15 protein-coding genes are annotated in these 17473 nt (G+C 42.9%); 13 read left to right on the forward strand and 2 right to left on the reverse strand.

Annotation, left to right across the window (positions count from 1 at the left end; all coding sequences use genetic code 11):
• The first annotated feature begins 494 nt into the window (after positions 1-494).
• From DWY31_RS06405 to DWY31_RS06440, 8 genes are all read left to right on the forward strand, one after another.
• Positions 495-1439 carry a sugar-binding transcriptional regulator gene (locus tag DWY31_RS06405; RefSeq protein ID WP_021860142.1) on the forward strand — a complete coding sequence of 315 codons (945 nt, stop codon included), beginning with the start codon at positions 495-497 and terminating at the stop codon, positions 1437-1439.
• Positions 1440-1445: 6 nt separating this feature from the next.
• Entirely contained in the window at positions 1446-2975 is a 1530-nt protein-coding gene (locus DWY31_RS06410) for an FGGY-family carbohydrate kinase (protein ID WP_118519843.1), read from the forward strand.
• A gap of 4 nt (positions 2976-2979) precedes the next feature.
• The gene (locus tag DWY31_RS06415) at positions 2980-4017 is read left to right on the forward strand and encodes a 2-hydroxyacid dehydrogenase (protein WP_021860144.1); all 1038 of its coding nucleotides are present in this window, start codon (positions 2980-2982) and stop codon (positions 4015-4017) included.
• An 86-nt stretch (positions 4018-4103) separates the two neighbouring features.
• On the forward strand, positions 4104-4757 hold the full coding sequence (locus DWY31_RS06420; RefSeq protein ID WP_021860145.1) for a class II aldolase/adducin family protein: 654 nt from the start codon (positions 4104-4106) through the stop codon (positions 4755-4757).
• 84 nt (positions 4758-4841) lie between these two features.
• Complete coding sequence (locus DWY31_RS06425; protein WP_021860146.1) at positions 4842-5894, forward strand: 2-hydroxyacid dehydrogenase; 1053 nt, start codon at positions 4842-4844, stop codon at positions 5892-5894.
• A 16-nt stretch (positions 5895-5910) separates the two neighbouring features.
• On the forward strand, positions 5911-7416 hold the full coding sequence (locus DWY31_RS06430) for a xylulokinase (RefSeq protein ID WP_118288341.1): 1506 nt from the start codon (positions 5911-5913) through the stop codon (positions 7414-7416).
• An 85-nt stretch (positions 7417-7501) separates the two neighbouring features.
• A complete protein-coding gene (locus DWY31_RS06435; protein ID WP_118519844.1) occupies positions 7502-8143 on the forward strand; it encodes an HAD family hydrolase in 642 nt (213 codons plus the stop codon).
• 142 nt (positions 8144-8285) lie between these two features.
• Complete coding sequence (locus tag DWY31_RS06440; RefSeq protein ID WP_021860149.1) at positions 8286-9371, forward strand: M24 family metallopeptidase; 1086 nt, start codon at positions 8286-8288, stop codon at positions 9369-9371.
• A 117-nt stretch (positions 9372-9488) separates the two neighbouring features.
• Here DWY31_RS06440 and DWY31_RS06445 read toward each other — a convergent pair whose 3' ends face one another.
• Positions 9489-10274, reverse strand: a complete 786-nt coding sequence (locus tag DWY31_RS06445) for a Cof-type HAD-IIB family hydrolase (protein WP_118519845.1) — start codon at positions 10272-10274, stop codon at positions 9489-9491.
• 90 nt (positions 10275-10364) lie between these two features.
• On the opposite strand from DWY31_RS06445, the gene rpiB reads away from it, so the two are divergent.
• Both rpiB and dhaL read left to right on the forward strand, forming a co-directional pair.
• Positions 10365-10811 (forward strand): ribose 5-phosphate isomerase B, encoded by a 447-nt coding sequence (rpiB, locus tag DWY31_RS06450; RefSeq protein WP_021860151.1) that lies wholly within the window; start codon positions 10365-10367, stop codon positions 10809-10811.
• Positions 10812-10957: 146 nt separating this feature from the next.
• Positions 10958-12724: a dihydroxyacetone kinase subunit DhaL gene (gene dhaL, locus DWY31_RS06455; protein ID WP_118519846.1), complete on the forward strand. Its 1767-nt coding sequence runs from the start codon at positions 10958-10960 to the stop codon at positions 12722-12724.
• Positions 12725-12878: 154 nt separating this feature from the next.
• On the opposite strand, the gene tpiA is transcribed toward dhaL, so the two are convergent.
• On the reverse strand, positions 12879-13667 hold the full coding sequence (gene tpiA, locus DWY31_RS06460) for a triose-phosphate isomerase (RefSeq protein WP_118519847.1): 789 nt from the start codon (positions 13665-13667) through the stop codon (positions 12879-12881).
• A 303-nt stretch (positions 13668-13970) separates the two neighbouring features.
• On the opposite strand from tpiA, the gene pdxA reads away from it, so the two are divergent.
• The 3 genes from pdxA to DWY31_RS06475 are packed head-to-tail and all read left to right on the forward strand — an operon-like array spanning position 13971 to position 17384.
• Entirely contained in the window at positions 13971-14990 is a 1020-nt protein-coding gene (pdxA, locus tag DWY31_RS06465; protein WP_021860154.1) for a 4-hydroxythreonine-4-phosphate dehydrogenase PdxA, read from the forward strand.
• A complete protein-coding gene (locus tag DWY31_RS06470) occupies positions 14991-16334 on the forward strand; it encodes a four-carbon acid sugar kinase family protein (RefSeq protein WP_118519848.1) in 1344 nt (447 codons plus the stop codon).
• 18 nt (positions 16335-16352) lie between these two features.
• A complete protein-coding gene (locus DWY31_RS06475; RefSeq protein WP_117537764.1) occupies positions 16353-17384 on the forward strand; it encodes a 2-keto-3-deoxygluconate permease in 1032 nt (343 codons plus the stop codon).
• The last annotated feature ends 89 nt before the right edge of the window (positions 17385-17473 follow it).

The raw sequence follows: 17473 nt of genomic DNA on the forward strand, positions 1-17473 counted from the left end.
CAACCTCCTGCTGCATTATCCTCAGCGCAATGGCGGACGGAATCAGCGAACTATTATAAGATGCCAGGAGCACAAGTCTGAAACCACGGTGTGCTTGCATGTGAGAGGTTTTATGACTTAGTGCTCCGCCCCGAATATGGGCATAAAAGTGGATTGTAAGCTTCACGATATGCGAATGTAGGGCAGAATTGTGGGAGTACAAAGTACGAAACAATTTGTATGGCATTTTTAGAACTAAACAGCATAAGGAACTATCATACATCGGAAAGACAGTTCTGAGATAGCTTAAAAGAAGCCGGGAGATAGAGAGCAAGACTCATCTTCCGGCTTCTTTTAGAATTGTGAAAAAAGTGTCATGAAAAGCTTGAAAAATGGCGTATTTAAGGCAAAAAAGTGCCATCTTATATGTCCGAGAACTATTGACAAAAGCACAAAAAATGCTATACTAAATACAAATGTAATATAAAATTACAAATGTAACCAAGGAGAGATATATGAGAGAAGATGTATATATAAAGATTGCATATTGGTATTACACCCTGGGAATGACACAAGATGAGATTGCAAAACGTCTTTCCTTCACAAGACAGAAAGTGAATCAGATCATCAATTCGCTGATGGATCTTGGAATTGTAAATATCAGTATCCAAGGCTACGAAAGAGATAATATTGAGCTGGAGTGTAAGCTGGAAGAAGCCTATACTTTAAAACAGGTGATTGTAGCCAGTGATTATGGCGAGAGAGATACAGCAATATATAAAGTAGCAAACGTAGCGGCCCAGTATATGGAGGATAAGATTCAGCAGGGAGACACAGTAGGAGTTTCCTGGGGACACACACTGGCAGAGGTTGTAGATCAGATGGTTTATCACAAGAGAAGCGAATGCCGGGTTGTACAGCTTATGGGAGCGCAGAACATAGAACAGAAGGTTGAAAAGTCTGACGAGATCGCACGAAATCTTGCGAACAAGCTGGACTGTGCAAGTTATATGTTATATGCGCCGGTGGTTGTAGAACATGAAGAAACAAAGAAGATGCTGATGCAAGAGAGAAGTATCAAAGCTTCTTTTGAATTAATGAAGAAGTGCAATATAGCGGTACTTGGAGTTGGTGAATTAACAGAGCAGTCTACGATGTGCACAAGAGGACATATTACAAAGGAAGATATACAGATGCTCCGTGCAGAGGGATTTATTGGAGATATTGCAATGAATCCAATCAGAGAAGACGGATCCTGGGATAATTGTCCATTGTCAGATCGTTTGCTGAGTGCCAATGTAGAATGCCTGAAGGGAATTCCAAATGTAATTCTTGTAGCATGTGGTGCCAAGAAAGTGCAGGCAATCAAAGCAGCTCTTCGTACGAATTGTATAGATACACTGATTACAGATGAAACGACGGCAAGAGAGATTCTTGAGATCGTAAAAGAAGAGGAGTGATAAAGCATGGATTATATTATGGGAATTGATGTCGGAACGTCAAATGTCAAGGCAGTCTTGTTCGATGAGAAAGGTACAGAGATACAGGTTGCAAGCCGTGTGAGCGAAACGATCAACGACGGTGGGAACAATGAAGAACAGGATATGACAATCGTATGGGAAAAAGTCAAAGCCTGCATTACAGAACTGATGGATTCAAAAGTAGTTGCAGCAGAAGATATCAAAGGTATCGGAGTTACCGGACAGGGAGAAGGATGCTGGCTGATCGACAAAGAAGGAAAGCCATTGCAGAATGCAATTCTCTGGTGTGACGGACGTGCAGTTGCAGAAGTACATAAGATCACGGAAGAATATCCTGAGATCGGTAAACTTTATCACCGGACAACCGGAACCCCGCCGCTTCTTGGCAATCAGATGATGCTTCTGCGGTGGATGAAGTCTCATCGCAAAGATGTGCTGGATAAGGGGGATAAGATATTATTCTGTAAAGACTGGATCCGTTATAATCTGACCGGCAAGATCGGAACAGAGATCACCGACAGTTTCACTTCCCTGATTGATGCACAGACCGGTAAGATTGCAGAAGATCTGATGAAAGAATTAGATATTTATGAATATCGTGATTACCTTCCGGATCCGGTGGATTCAGATGAAGTAGTCGGAACAATTCTTAACAGCGTGGCAGAAGAGACCGGACTTGCCAAAGGTACACCGGTCGTTGCCGGAGCACTGGATACATCAGCAACAGCAATCGGACTTGGCGCGATCCATGAGAAAGATGCCTGCGTCATCCTCGGCACAACATGTGCCAGTGAGATGGTTATGCGCAAGGAAGACTGCGATTTTGGAGCAGAGAATTCCAGATACGAAAAACATCCGATCAAAGAATTGTATGTAGAATTACAGCCGACACTGAACGGCACACCAAACATTGACTGGATGCTTCAGAATATTTCAAATACAAAAGATTTCACTGAGATTGATAAAATGGTAGAAAGCGTGCCGGTAGGCTGCGGCGGAGTCGTTTATCATCCGTACATCAGCGTGGCGGGAGAGAGAGCTCCGTTTTATCATCCATATGCAAGAGCAAGCTTCTTCGGAATCAGCCAGGTTACAACGAGAGAACAACTGATCCGGGCAGTATACGAAGGCTTAAGTCTTTCTATCCGCGACTGTCTGCAGAATGTAGATAAACATGCGACTTTATATCTTGCCGGTGGCGGAGCAAAGAGCCCGGTATGGGCACAGATGATTGCAGATGTAATGGGAATGAAAGTTATGATACCTGCAGGAAAAGAACTTGGTGCAAAAGGTGTTGCGCTGATCGCAGGTGTGAAACTTGGAATATACAGGTCTTATGAGGAGGCGGTAGAGAAAGCTTGTGTATTTAAACAGACATACGAACCGAATCTGAAACGTACAGAAAAATACGATCTGTTATATGAACTTTTCAGACAGGTACGAATTCACAATCAACAGATCTGGGACTACAGACACCAGATGAATAAGAAAATTCAGGCAATCAAGGAGGATTAGAGAAATGAAAATATTTTTTACCGCAGAGTACAATGAAGAAGAATTAAAGCCATTATACGAGATGGGTGATGTCGTGCTGGACGGATGGGCACTCGGACTTCCGAAGATGGAAGAGGATGAGCTTGTAAAGAAGACAAAAGATGCAGACATTATCATCACAAGCTATGATGATATTACAAGAAGAGTTATCGAAGGTGCGCCGAATCTGAAACTGATCGCATGCACAAGAGCAACGCCGGTAAATGTTGATATGGCAGCTGCAAAAGAAAGAGGAATCCCGGTTCTGTATACACCTGGAAGAAACTCAGATTCCACAGCAGAGATGACAATCGGTCTGATGCTTTCTATCGCAAGAAAGATTCCGATGGCATACAAAGCATTAAAAGAAGGAAAATATACTGGCAACCCGGATGCACATAAGACAACAAAAGAAGGACTGAAAGCAGACGTTATCTGGGATATGAAGATGGATGCACCTTACATGGTATTTAAAGGTACACAGTTAAAAGGTAAATCTCTTGGTATCCTCGGATACGGAAGTATCGGAAGACGTGTAGGACATATCGCAAGAGCATTTGGCATGCAGCTTCTGATCTACGATCCATATCAGGGAGAAGTTGACATTGAGGAAATCGGTATCCGCAAAGTCAATACAGTAGAAGAACTGATGAAAGAGTCTGATTTCATTACATGCCATATGAAAGTTACACCGGAGACAACCGGAATCATTAGTAAAGAAAGAATCGCACTGATGAAACCAACTGCATATTTCATCAACGCTTCCAGAGGAGCGATCTTGGATGAAGAAGCACTCATCGAAGCACTTCGTGAGAAGAGAATCGCGGGAGCAGCATTTGACGTATATGCAAGTGAGCCGATCGCAAGCAACCATCCATATGTAACAGAGCTGGACAACGTTGTAATTACACCGCATATTGCAGGAGCAACAAATGACGTACTTGTAAATCATACAAAACAGATTGTATCTGACGTTCGAAGATTCCTGAACGGCGAACATTTATTATATCAGTACAGATACTAAGAAGAACTTTAAGGTGCCTGCATGGGCAGGCATCTTAAAAATAAAATGAAAAAGAAGGATCTTAAAGGGTTAAGGAGGAAATGAAAATGAACAGAGACAAAGTGACAGTAGCACAGATTGAAGTATGTGAAACAGCTAAGAAAATGTACCACAGCGGACTGGTAGCAGGAACATGGGGAAATATTTCTGCTCGTGTAGATGATGAATATATGGTAATCACACCTTCAGGAATGGATTATGATCGCTTATGTCCGGAAGATATGGTTCTTGTAAATATGAATACTCTGGAATATGAAGGAAGATTAAAACCATCTGTAGAAACACCGATCCACGCAGCTATTTTCAAAGACAGACCGGAAATGAACGGTATCGTACATACACACTCTAATTACGCACTGGTAATGGCTACAGCAAGAAAACCAATTCCTCCGATCTGCGATGACCAGGTACAGATTCTTGGTGGAGATGTTCGTGTTGCAGACTACACAATGCCAGGATCACAGGAGATGGCTAAGACAGTTGTAGAAGCTTTAAAAGATCGTACAGGAGCTCTTATCGCTAACCATGGAGAGATTACAATCGGAAGAAATCTTTCCGAAGCATTAACAGGATCACAGGTTCTGGAAAAAGCAGCTATGGTATATATCAATGTACAGTCTATCGGTGGACCGGTACAGATCTCCGATGAAGATATTGCATTCTTCCATGATTTCTTCCTTCACAAATACGGACAGAAATAAGCCGTTTACAGGCATGATAACCGGGGGCTTTAAAGCTCCCGGCGCTATTTAAGCAGAGATGGATGTAAAAAAGGAGATATGCCAATGAAAACATTAATTACAGCAAGATTTGACAAAAACTACACAGATATGTTGGAAACAATCACTACAGATTATGAGTTCGCAGGATATGGTGTAACCGGAATTAAGATGCCGGTACCGGAGATGAAAGAGAAAATTAAAGACGTGGAACTTCTGATCTCCGAATTTGAAGATATTACAAAAGAAGTTATTGATGCAGCAGAAAAATTAAAGATTATCGTATGCTGCCGTAACGAAGCATTTGCAAGTATTGATATCGAAGCTGCTACAGCAAAAGGAATTCCGGTATTAAGAGCCGGTGGAAGAAATGCGATTGCTGTTGCTGAGCACACGATCGCACTGCTGATGTGTGTATCCAAGAACATGAGTTTAACAGATCATCTGTTAAAATATACAGACCAGCTTACAAATGTACAGTATCACGACAACGGTGGAAAGCGTGCTGAGACAATGTCTGAGTGGTCCATGGATCCGGATGCACCTTTCGCATTATATGGCGGCGGACCGGAGATGTATGGCAAGACATTTGGACAGATCGGTTTTGGTATGATCGGTCGAGAAGTTGCAAAGAGAGCACATGCACTTGGCATGAACCTGATCATTTATGATCCGTATGTATCACAGGAGCAGATGGATTATCTGGATGCCAAGAAAGTAGATTTGGATACTGTTATGAAAGAAGCTGATTTCATCAGTGTAAACTGCAATGTTGTTCCGGAGACAGTCGGACTGATCAGCAGAGAGAAGATCGCACTTATGAAACCTACAGCCTATTTTGTAAATACAGCACGTGCGAAAGTTCTGGATTATGACGCATTATACGATGCATTAAAAGATAAAAAGATTGCCGGAGCAGGTCTGGATGTATATCCGGTTGAACCTATTCCGGCAGGAGATAAGATCCTATCTCTGAGAAATGTTGTTCTGACACCGCATCTTGCAGGATCAGCAAGAGATATTGTTGGACATCAGACAGAAATCGTGCTTACGGATGTTAAGAAAATTCTGGCACATGAGCAGCCGAAATTCATCTGCAATCCGGAGGTATTGAAGTAGAGGGGAGGCGTTCAAGGTGAAATATTCCATTGGAATTGATATAGGAACGACTACGGTAAAATGTATTCTCTTTGGCGAGGGTGTACAGGTCGTAGCAGAAGCTGGAAGAGAGTACAAGACACTGCTTCCGAAGGCATCATGGGCACAACAGAATCCGGAAGACTGGTGGAAGGGCGTCGCAGAGTCCATAAGGTCTATTCTCACCGAGAGCAGGGTTGCCCCAGAAGATATTAAAGTAATCTCTGTCAGCAGTCAGGCGCCGGCAGTTCTTCCTATGACAAAAGAAGGCGAGCCGCTGCACGATGCGTTGATCTGGATGGATCGGAGAAGCACCAAAGAATTAGAAATATTAGAAGAGAAGATCGGTACGAAGAAGGTGTATGAGATCACCGGCAACCGTCTGGACACGTATTTTACGCTGACAGAGCTTATGTGGTTTTTACGTAACCATCCGGATATGATGAAGAAATGTCATAAGATTCTTCAGGTGAATGGTTATATCAATTATAAACTGACAGAAGTATTTTCCATTGATGCGACACATGCATCATTGACACAGCTTTACGATGTGCATAACAACTGCTGGAGCGAAGAATTATTTGAAGCGATTGGCGGAGATACGAAGATTATGCCGGACATTTATGACTGTATGGATGTCATTGGACATGTATCAAAGAAAGCAGCAGAAGAGACCGGACTTTCTACGAAGACGGTTGTTTTAGGTGGTGCAGTAGATGCATCGGCAGCAGCCCTGGAAGTAGGCGTTTACGGAGATGGAAGCATTGCAGAGATGACAGGAACAAGTTCGGTTGTCATGTTTGGATTTGACGGACTTGTGACATGTAATGAGCTTTCTTATCTTCGTGGTGTGAAAGAGAACACAACTATTTTATTCGGTGCTATGAATACAGCCGGCGGTTCACTGAAGTGGTTTCGTGATGCGCTGTACGGCGGCGAGACACCGCAAAATGACGCTTATCCGAGAATAAATAAAGAAATCGAAGCCGGTGCAAAAAATCCGACAGGACTTATTTTCCTCCCTTATATGGCAGGAGAGCGTGCACCAATCTGGGATCCGAATGCAAGAGGAACTTTTATGGGGCTGAATATGAATACAACCCGTGCGGAAATGTTACGTGCGGTTATGGAAGGCACCAGTTTTGCACTGCAGGATAATCTGGATCAGGCGATCAAGACAGGAATCCCAATTCGCGATTTCATCTGCTGCGGCGGTTGCAGCAAGAGTGATATCTGGCTGAAGATCAAGGCATCTGTCATCGGCCAGGAGATCAAGATACCGTCAGTAAATCTTGGAGCACCGGGTGGACTCGGCTACATGAATGCAGCATTTATGGGCGAGTACAAGACACCGGAAGACGCATCAAGGGCGGCATTACAGATTAAGAAAATTGTAGAGCCGGTGGAAGAATGGATACCGATATATAAAGAGTTATATCAGATCTATCTGGATTCTTATCAAAGTTTGAAATCGCAGTTTGCGGCACTTGCACAGATCAAATAAAAAATGTAAAATAATAAGCGACACAGTTCTGAAAAATGTGCAGGAAACAATGATAATAAGAAGGATGGAGACTGAGGATAGAATTATGGGGAAACAAGATGCAAGATTAATCATTTTTGATATGGATGGAGTAATCTTAGACAGCGAGCCACTGCATGAGAATGCAAGGCAGATGATGTTTAAAAAATATGGGATCGTTCCGGATGAGAAGATGCCGGAAGCTGTGGGTAAATCATCCAGCGGATTCTGGCGGAAAGTAATTGAGATCTATCATATTGAGGGAGAACCTTACGCACTGGAAAAAGAGCAGTATCACCTCGTGGCAAAGCAGATTGAAGAAAATAATGTGAAACCATCAGAAGGGCTGGAAGAGTTGATCATGAGTGCGAAGGCAAAAGGAATGGGAATTGCACTTGCTTCCTCGTCTACCCGTATTCTGGTAGATGATTCGCTCAGACTTCTGGGGATTGCGGAGCAGTTTGATGTGACAGTCTCCGGGGATGAGATACCGAAGAAGAAGCCGGCACCGGATGTATATCTGAAAGTGCTTGAGCTTACCGGAGTACAGGCAGAGGATGCCGTAGCGGTAGAAGATTCCCGTGCAGGTATTGAAGCTGCCAGGGCAGCAGGTATTTTCTGCTACGGATATGACAATCCGACTTCAGGAGTACAGGATATCTCAAAGGCAGATCAGCAGATCAAGAGTATACGGGAGATAAAAGTTTAATAAAAAGAAGATGATACAAAAAATCGTCTGACAAATTTGACTTTTGTTATGGAAAAGCATATAATGTAATCAAAATTAAATCGGTAGTGTTTCACTGCCGATTTAAAATGTCTATAAATAAATAGAAAGGCTGGGACAGACAATGGATCAGGGAAAAGTAACAAGAGTATTAAAATCAATGGAGGAGCATGATGTACCACAGATGATCGTATCCGATCCGGTTGCGATTTTTTATCTGACAGGTAAATGGATCTTCCCAGGAGAGAGACTTTTAGCACTGTATCTGAATGTGAATGGAAATCATAAGTTTGTAATCAACAAACTGTTTCCACAGGAAGGAGATCTCGGAGTAGATATCATTTATTATGATGATATTGAGGACGGAGTAGAGATTTTAAGTAAATATGTAGAGAAAGACAAGACCATGGGTATCGACAAAACATGGCCATCTAAATTCTTAATCCGCCTGCAGGAACTTGGCGGAGGAAGCAAATTCGTCAACGGTTCTCCGATCATCGACTACATCCGTATGATCAAAGATGAGAAAGAACAGGATTTAATGAGAAAATCTTCTAAGATCAACGATGTTGCTATGGAGAAGATCATTCCTTGGGTAGCAAAAGGACTGACAGAGAAAGAACTGAACGCTAAGATGCGTGAGATCTACAAAGAATTAGGATGTGAAGATGTATCCTTCGATCCGATCACAGCTTATGGACACGGAGCAGCTGATCCACATCACGTAACAGATGATTCCAAAGGAAAACGTGGAGACTGCGTAATCCTTGATATCGGTGGATTCAAAGATAACTATGCATCTGATATGACAAGAACAGTCTTCATCGGAGAAGTTTCTGATCGTGCAAAAGAGATTTATGATATCGTAGTAGAAGCTAACAGACGTGGTATCGAAGCTGCAAAACCGGGCGCAAGAATGTGCGACGTTGACCTTGCTGCAAGAAATTACATCGAGGAGAAAGGTTTCGGAGAGTATTTCACACACAGAACAGGTCATTCTATCGGACTGGAAGACCACGAGTTCGGTGATGTATCTTCTGTAAATACAGATATCATCCAGGTTGGACAGTGCTTCTCAGTTGAACCGGGAATCTATCTTCCGGATGAGAACATCGGTGTCCGTATCGAAGACCTTGTAATCATCACAGAAGACGGATGCGAAGTTCTGAATGACTTCACAAAAGATCTGATCATTGTTCCGGAAGAGTAAGAAGAACTCTTAGGACAAGTTATTGAGAACGGTATAATTTATACATAAGAAAGAGCATCGTTCCATAGCTGATTTGTGTCGGTTATGGGGCGGTGCTTTTTGGTTGTAAAGTAGTCTTTATAATTCAGCAAGCACTTTCTTCAGTACTTCCTGCACGGAATCTGTCATGTGGTTCGCATAAGCTTCAACGCCCGGCGCGCATCCGGAAAGCGCATAACTGTCGCCTGCCATCTGAAGCATTTCGATATCGTTAAACTGATCGCCGAAAGCAATTCCTTCAGACATATCAAATCCAAGATAATGTACCAGCTTTTCAAGAGCAGTTCCTTTATTAATATCCGGTGCGACAAAATCAATCCACTCATTTCCGGAAGTGACGATTTTAATCTCATCACCAAATTCTTTGCGGAAGAAAGGCTCAATTGCGGAAGTTCCTTTGCCGGAGAAATCACACATGGCAAGCTTTAAAAACGGTTCTTTTATGTCAGCTAAATTATCCACAACCGCCATATCGTACTGGACAACGTCAGTCATATGTTTTATGTAAAATGGATCTTTGGAATCGGTATAACAGCAGCTTTCGCAGGAAAGCTGGCAGTTGCATGCCGGATATCCTTTGGCATATTTGGTGATGCGAAGGACAAGATCACGGTCAAGAGAGCCTTTGGTGACGGCTTTGTGCTGATCCATGACGAGGGCACCATTTTCCGAAACATAAGAAATCATATCCTGCACAGGACCAAACATACGGTACATATTGATATACTGTCTGCCGCTGGCGGCAATGAAATGAATTCCGGCTTCGGTGAGCCGGCGGATAAGTTCTAAAGTTTCATTATCCGGTTTCTGCGCCCCATTTTGAAGTAATGTTCCATCCAGATCGCTGGCGATGTATTTTATCATAAAGTGTATTCTCCTTTTCGTATCTTGCTAATTAAATCCGTAACTATTATAATATAAAAAGAAATTAAATGAAAGAAGAGGATAGATACTATGAAAATTGGAATTGGTAACGATCATGCAGCATTAGAGATGAAGAATCAGGTAATGGAGTATCTGGAAGAGAAAGGATATGAAGTTATCAATTATGGGACCAACACACCGGAGAGCTGTAACTATCCGGAATTTGGTGAGAAAGTCGGACGTGCAGTTGTATCCGGCGAAGTAGACTGCGGAATTCTGATCTGCGGAACAGGAGTTGGAATCTCGCTGGCTGCCAACAAAGTAAAAGGCGTAAGAGCAGTTGTATGCTCAGAACCGTATTCTGCAAAACTGTCCAAACAGCACAACAATACAAATATTTTAGCGTTTGGTGCACGTGTTGTGGGCATTGAGCTTGCGAAGATGATCATTGATGAATGGCTTGGCGCTGAGTTTGAAGGTGGAAGACACCAGACTCGTGTCGATATGATCATGGCGATTGAGAATAAAGATAACTAAGAAATGGTCTGTTAAAGATGCCTGTAAGGGCATCTTTTAACTTTAAATCTATAATGACGTGACAATCATAATAGAGGCAACAGCCAGAAGAGAGCTGCAGCGGCAGATATTTAGATATAAATAATGACAGAAGAGGTGACAGCAGGATGCGGAAGATTATAAACAATGCGGAACACGTTGTAGACGAGATGATGGAAGGCTATATCAGCGCTTACAGTAGATATTATGTTAAACATCCGGATGTGAACGGTGTGATTTTAAAACAGAGAAGAAAAGACAAAGTGGCACTGGTGATCGGCGGAGGAAGCGGACATGAACCGATGTTTTCCGGCTTTGTCGGAAAAGGACTTGCAGATGCAGCGGCGTGCGGCAATATATTTGCATCCCCCGATCCGAACACGATTTACCAGACAGCGAAGGCAGTCGAGCAGGGAAAAGGTGTTCTTTTTGTGTATGGCTGCTATGCGGGAGATAATCTGAATTTTGATATGGGCGAAGAGTTCTTAAATGACGATGGAATCCAGACAGCACATGTGCGCGTGTGGGATGATGTAGCATCCGCGCCGCAGGAGCGTATCGAGGACCGACGCGGAATCGCAGGAGATGTATTTGTTGTGAAAATCGCAGGTGCGGCATGTGATGCAGGACTGGAATTAGAAGAAGTTGTCAGAGTTACGGAGAAGGCAAGAGATAATACAAGAACGATTGGTGTTGCAACTGCACCTGCACAGCTTCCGGGAGTGGAACAGCCGATATTTACGTTGGGCGAAGGCGAGATTGAATACGGCATGGGACTGCACGGCGAGCGCGGTGTACTGCGCACTACGTGGGAAGATGCAGATGTTCTTACCGAGAAGATGTATAAGCAGATTCTGGACGATTCGGATTTGAAAACGGGCGATGAAGTGTGTGTACTTGTAAACGGTCTCGGTTCTACAACGATCACAGAACTTGCAATTGTTTTCCGCAAAGTGAAAAAGCTTCTGGATGCAGATGGAATCAAAGTTTACGATACAGATCTGAACAATTATTGTACCAGTCAGGAAATGGGTGGATTTTCCATTACTTTATTTAAACTGGATGAAGAACTGAAGAAATACTACGATATGCCATGTTACTGTCCGTATTACGCGAAGGGAGAGCTTACGGGAAATACCGGTGAAGCAGCTGGCGGCCAGACGGAAGATGTACAGATTAAGTCAGAACCGGAATTTGATGTAAATGACGTGGAAGCGGCAGAGATTGTAAGAAGCAAAGCCGGAATTCTGGAAGAACTGAATGCGGCTGATACAAGAAATATGCTTTTATATATTGCTGATAAGATCATTGCAAAGAAACCATATCTGACAGAAGTAGACAGTGCCATTGGTGATGGAGACCATGGAATCGGTATGGCGGGCGGCATGCAGAAAGTTAAGAAAAAACTCTCCCATATGGAGAATGAAGAGAATGTCTATGCACTCTTCGAGGCGGCGGGAAAGGCAATGCTCCTGTCAATGGGCGGCGCATCCGGTGTTATTTTCGGAAGCCTGTATCTTGCCGGTGCCAAAGGCATGGAAGCGAAGAAGGCTATCGGTGCAGAAGAACTGGCGCATATGGAAAAGAAAAGCCTTGCAGCAATCCAGGAGAGAGGCAAAGCGAAAGTCGGTGATAAGACGATGGTGGATGCACTTGCTCCGGCAGTAGAGGCAATGGAAGCAAATAGTGAAAAGAGCCTGGCCGAGATGCTGCGCGCAGCGGAGGCAGCCGCAAAAGCAGGTGTCGAGAACACGAAGAAATATCAGGCAGCATTTGGACGCGCCAAATCACTGATGGAACGTGCCATCGGATACCAGGATGCAGGAGCAACGTCTGTGTGGCTGATCATTCAGGGAATGCGTGAATTTGTAGAGGATATCTGTGAAGAGAAGTAAAAAGCAGTGTGGATAAATTACAAAATTCAAAGTCTGTATTGTGGATAAAAACTAATAGGGAAATAACAGCAGAAGCCCCGTTTCACACATACCGGTGAAACGGGGCTTCTTTTGGAATTGATAAATAATATAAGTAAGCAAACAGCAAAAGGACTTATGCCTGTGCTGCTTCGTAAGTAGCTTTTGCATCACGGATCAGCTTGTCAAACTTGTCTGCCTGCCATGCAGCACGTCCGGTAAATAATCCGTCAATAGATGGCTGAACAATGAGTTCATTGGCATTGCCGGGATTGACACTTCCACCGTACAGAACCGGAATGTCCTTAGAAGCATCACCGAAGATCTCCTGCAGACACTCTTTGATAACTTTGTGCATCTCTTCCGCGTAATCTGCGGAAGCAGGTGTTCCATTTACACCGATGGACCATACCGGCTCATAAGCAACCCAGATATTCGGAACCTGTGAAACCGGAACATCGTGGAAGCCGACCTTTAACTGTGTGCGGAGCACTTCTGCGCTGATACCGAAATTCTTCTCTTCAGCAGTCTCACCAATGCAGAGCAGAGTTGTGAAGTCATGATTCAGAGCGGCTTTTACTTTCTTATTCTCTTCAACGTCTGTCTCTCCGAATACATGACGTCTCTCGGAATGTCCGATCATTACAAGATCCAGCCCGAGTTCTTTTAACATAACCGGTGAAATCTCTCCGGTAAACTGACCTTCGTCTTCCCAACACATATTCTGTGCACCGATTTTTATATAATTGCGGTCTACTTTATTCACTGCACTTTCCAGTGTTGTATAGGAAGGAATGATGAACAGTTCAATCTCGTCACGGCTGATGTCCTTTGTATGTTCAACCAGTGACTGGAGATATTCTACAGTCTCCTTGATAGGCTTGTACATTTTCAGGTTACTTCCAAAGTATAACTTTTTCTTCATGTCATCCTCCTCGATTCTATATGAAAAATTGTTGGTTTCATTATACATCCGAAACGAAAAAAATGCAACAAAATCCATGACAAAAAAATAACAAAACGAAAAAACGAAAAAAAACGAAAGAATAGGCGCAAATAATAGTAAATATTCACAAAAACTGTAATGCGAATGTGTTTGAATCTACTGAAATGATAAAAAGCTATTGAAAAACGAAAGCAAAAGTAATAAAATAAAATCAACAAATGAAAACAAAACAAAAATACAAAACATAAAACGAAAGTATTCGAAAACGAAAGGAAGAGAAAAATGAGCGAGAAATTCAGACCAGTTACAGCAATTACAATGGGAGATCCGGCAGGTATCGGACCAGAGATTGTAGTAGGAACTATGCTTTCAGAAGAGATTCATGAATGCTGTAAACCATTTGTGATTGGAAGTCAGGCAATCATGGAAAGAGCTGCAAAGGTTCTTGGAAAAGAATTAAAATACAACAAGATCACAGATCCTTCCGAAGCAAAATATGAATTTGGAACAATCGATATTCTGGAAACAGGAGATTACGATACAGACTCTATCGAGTGGGGAAAAGAGCAGAAGCTTGCAGGACAGATGGCAATCGACTGGGTTATGAAATCTATCGAACTTGGAATGGCTAAGAAAGTAGATGCAGTTTCTACATCTCCGATCCACAAAGGAGCTATCAAATTAGTCGGAGTAAAAGAGCCTGGACATACAGAGATTTATCAGCATCAGACAAATTCTCCATATGCGCTGACAATGTTCTCCTGCCATAAATTAAGAGTATTCTTTGTAAGCCGTCACATGTCATTAGTAGACGCTTGCCACTATGCAACAAAAGACGTAATCTTAGAGAACGTTATCAACATTGATAAAGAGCTTCGTAAAGTCGGAATCGAGAATCCACTGATTGCAGTTGCAGGATTAAATCCACACAACGGAGACAACGGATTATTCGGAACAGAAGAGCTTACAGATATCGGACCGGCCGTTGAAGCTGCAAAAGCAAAAGGAATCAATGCAATCGGACCTTGCCCGGCTGACTCTGTATTTAACATTGGTAAATCCGGTAAATTCGATGCAATCCTTTCTCTGTATCACGATCAGGGACACATTGCTTGTAAGACACTTGATTTCGAAAAATCTGTAACACTGACATTCGGACTTCCGTTTATCAGAAGTTCTGTAGATCACGGAACAGCATTTGATATCGCGGGAAAAGGAATCGCAGGATGTGTAAGTCTGATCGAATCTACGAAGGTTGTAGCTGAGTATGCTGCAAAACAGCACGAAAGAGAGGGTAAATAAATGCCATTAATCGGAGCAGTGGCAGATGATCTGACAGGAGCAACAACAACAGGTGTGCTCCTTGCAAGATCCAAAGCCAGAACAGCGGTATTTTTTAACGAAGAAGCAGCAGAGAAGACAGAAGGAATTGATGAACTGGATGCAATCCTGATCAGCAGTAACAGCCGTCCGCTTCCTGCAAATGAAGCTTATGATAAAGTAAAATCAGCAACGATCGCTCTGAAGAAAATGGGCGTTGAATATTTTTCAAAACGTATTGATACTACACTTCGCGGTGGTGTTGGTGTAGAAATCGATGCAATGCTGGATCAGATGAAAGAAGGTACAGTTGCAGTAGTAGTACCTGCTATGCCACAGTCCAGAAGAATCTTGGTTGGTGGATATTCCGTTATCGATGGTGTGGCTCTGATCAATACGCCGGTTGCACAGGATGTGCGTACTCCGGTAAAAGAAAATTATATTCCAAGATTACTGGAAGGCCAGACAAGAAGAAAAGTCGGTCTGGTTACATTAGATAAAGTTCTTGCAGGAGAAGAAGTCATTGAAGAAGCTCTTGTAGAACAGAAAAAAGCAGGATGTGAAGTGATTGTCGTAGACGGAATCACACTGGAAGATGTAGAAAACATTGCAAAGGCATGTATCAGCTTAAGATGGGATGTTGTTGCAGTAGATCCGGGACCGTTTACTTCAAAACTTGCATTTTATAGAGAACTGATCAGTGCCGAGGAACCGAATATTCCTCCGCAGGCTGATGAGGCAGGAAAGACAGTTCTGATCGCAGCAGGAAGCGCAACTCCGGTTACAAAGAAACAGATGGAAATCTTGTGTCAGGATCCTCGTCATGTGAGAGTTAGTGTAGAACCGCTTCCACTTATTGAGGGCGGTGATGTTGCCCTGGATGAAGTATTCAAAGCTGTAAACAAAGCGGCAGAACTTCTGGAATCTGACAATCAGCCAAGAGCGATCCTTTTTGAGACAGCTCTTCATGGAGAACTTCTGAATCTGGATGAAGAAGACAACAAGAGACACTACGCAGGTGGCATGAGCGCGAACAGAATCAATGCAGGTCTGGGTATGATTATTTCCCAGCTTCTGGAAAAAGTCGGAAAAGAGAAAGTCGCAGGACTTTACACAACCGGCGGGGACACTATGGTAAATGTATGCTACCAGCTTGGAGTAGAGTGTATCGAAGTTATGGACTATGTCATCCCACAGACAGATGTCGGACGCCTCGTAGGCAGTAAGTACAGCGGACTTCCGGTTGTCGGTAAAGGGGGACTTACCGGAAATGACAATACCGCATGTGATATTGTAAGCAGACTGTTCAGAGAATCTGCACGATAAGAGATAAGGAGAGAGAAAATGAGCAACGAAAAGACAAACGTTCAAAGTGAACGCAAAGATTACCCAATTCTTGAAAAAATGAAAAACCTTCCGGGTGGACTTGTAATCATCCCGCTGGTTATCGCAGTTGTAATTGCAACATTTATTCCACAGTTCTTCCAGATCGGTGGATATGTAACAGCATTGTTTTATGAAGGAAATGCCTGCATGATGGGATTTTTCCTGATTGTATGTGGATCTATGATTGACGTAAAACAGGTTGGTCTGCCTTTATATAAAGGTGTTGTTATGACTGGTGTTAAATTTTTACTTGGAGTTATCGTAGGAGTTGTAGTTGGTAAGCTTTGCGGACCACAGGGATTCTTAGGAATCGCACCATTCGTATTTATTGCAGCGATTACAAACTCTAACAGTTCTCTGTATATTTCATTATCTTCTCAGTTTGGTAATGCAACAGATACAGGAGCTGTATCCATCCTGGCATTAAATGACGGCCCGTTCTTCACATTGATCGCACTTGGAGCAACAGGACTTGCCAATATCCCGATCAACTCTCTGATCGCAGTTATCATTCCTCTGTTGATTGGATTTGTATGGGGTAACTTAGATAAAGGCTTCCGTAATGCTTGTAAAGCAGCACAGCCGATCGTAACTTTCTTTATGACAATCTCTATCGGAGCTAAGACAGATGTAAAGACAATCTTAAAAGCAGGAGCATCAGGAATTGTACTTGGACTGATTTCAGCAGCAACTGCAGTACTGTTCTTCTTCATTATCAACTTACTGCTTCCGAAGAAAGAGAGAAATGCTATGGGTGCTGCAATCGGTACAACAGCTCTGAACTCAGCTATGACACCGGCAGCTGTTGCAGAGGCAGATCCGACTCTGGCAGATTCTGTAAGTCTGGCAACAGCACAGTGTGCAACAGCATCTATTATTACACTGTTCCTGTGTCCGTTCATCACTGCTGCATTTGATAAATATATGCAGAAGAGACAGAAAGGTATCTACAGTCCGGAAGGATGGGCATACGAGAAAATGGCTCACTAAGAATTATTTACTGAAAAAAAGTCCTTTTGTATGGTATAATATAAAAGGGCTTTTTTGCTTTATACGCATTAAAAGAAAATATTTGCAGG

Source organism: Dorea sp. AF24-7LB (genome assembly GCF_003478575.1).
GTDB classification, from domain to species: Bacteria; Bacillota; Clostridia; order Lachnospirales; family Lachnospiraceae; genus Dorea_D; species Dorea_D hominis.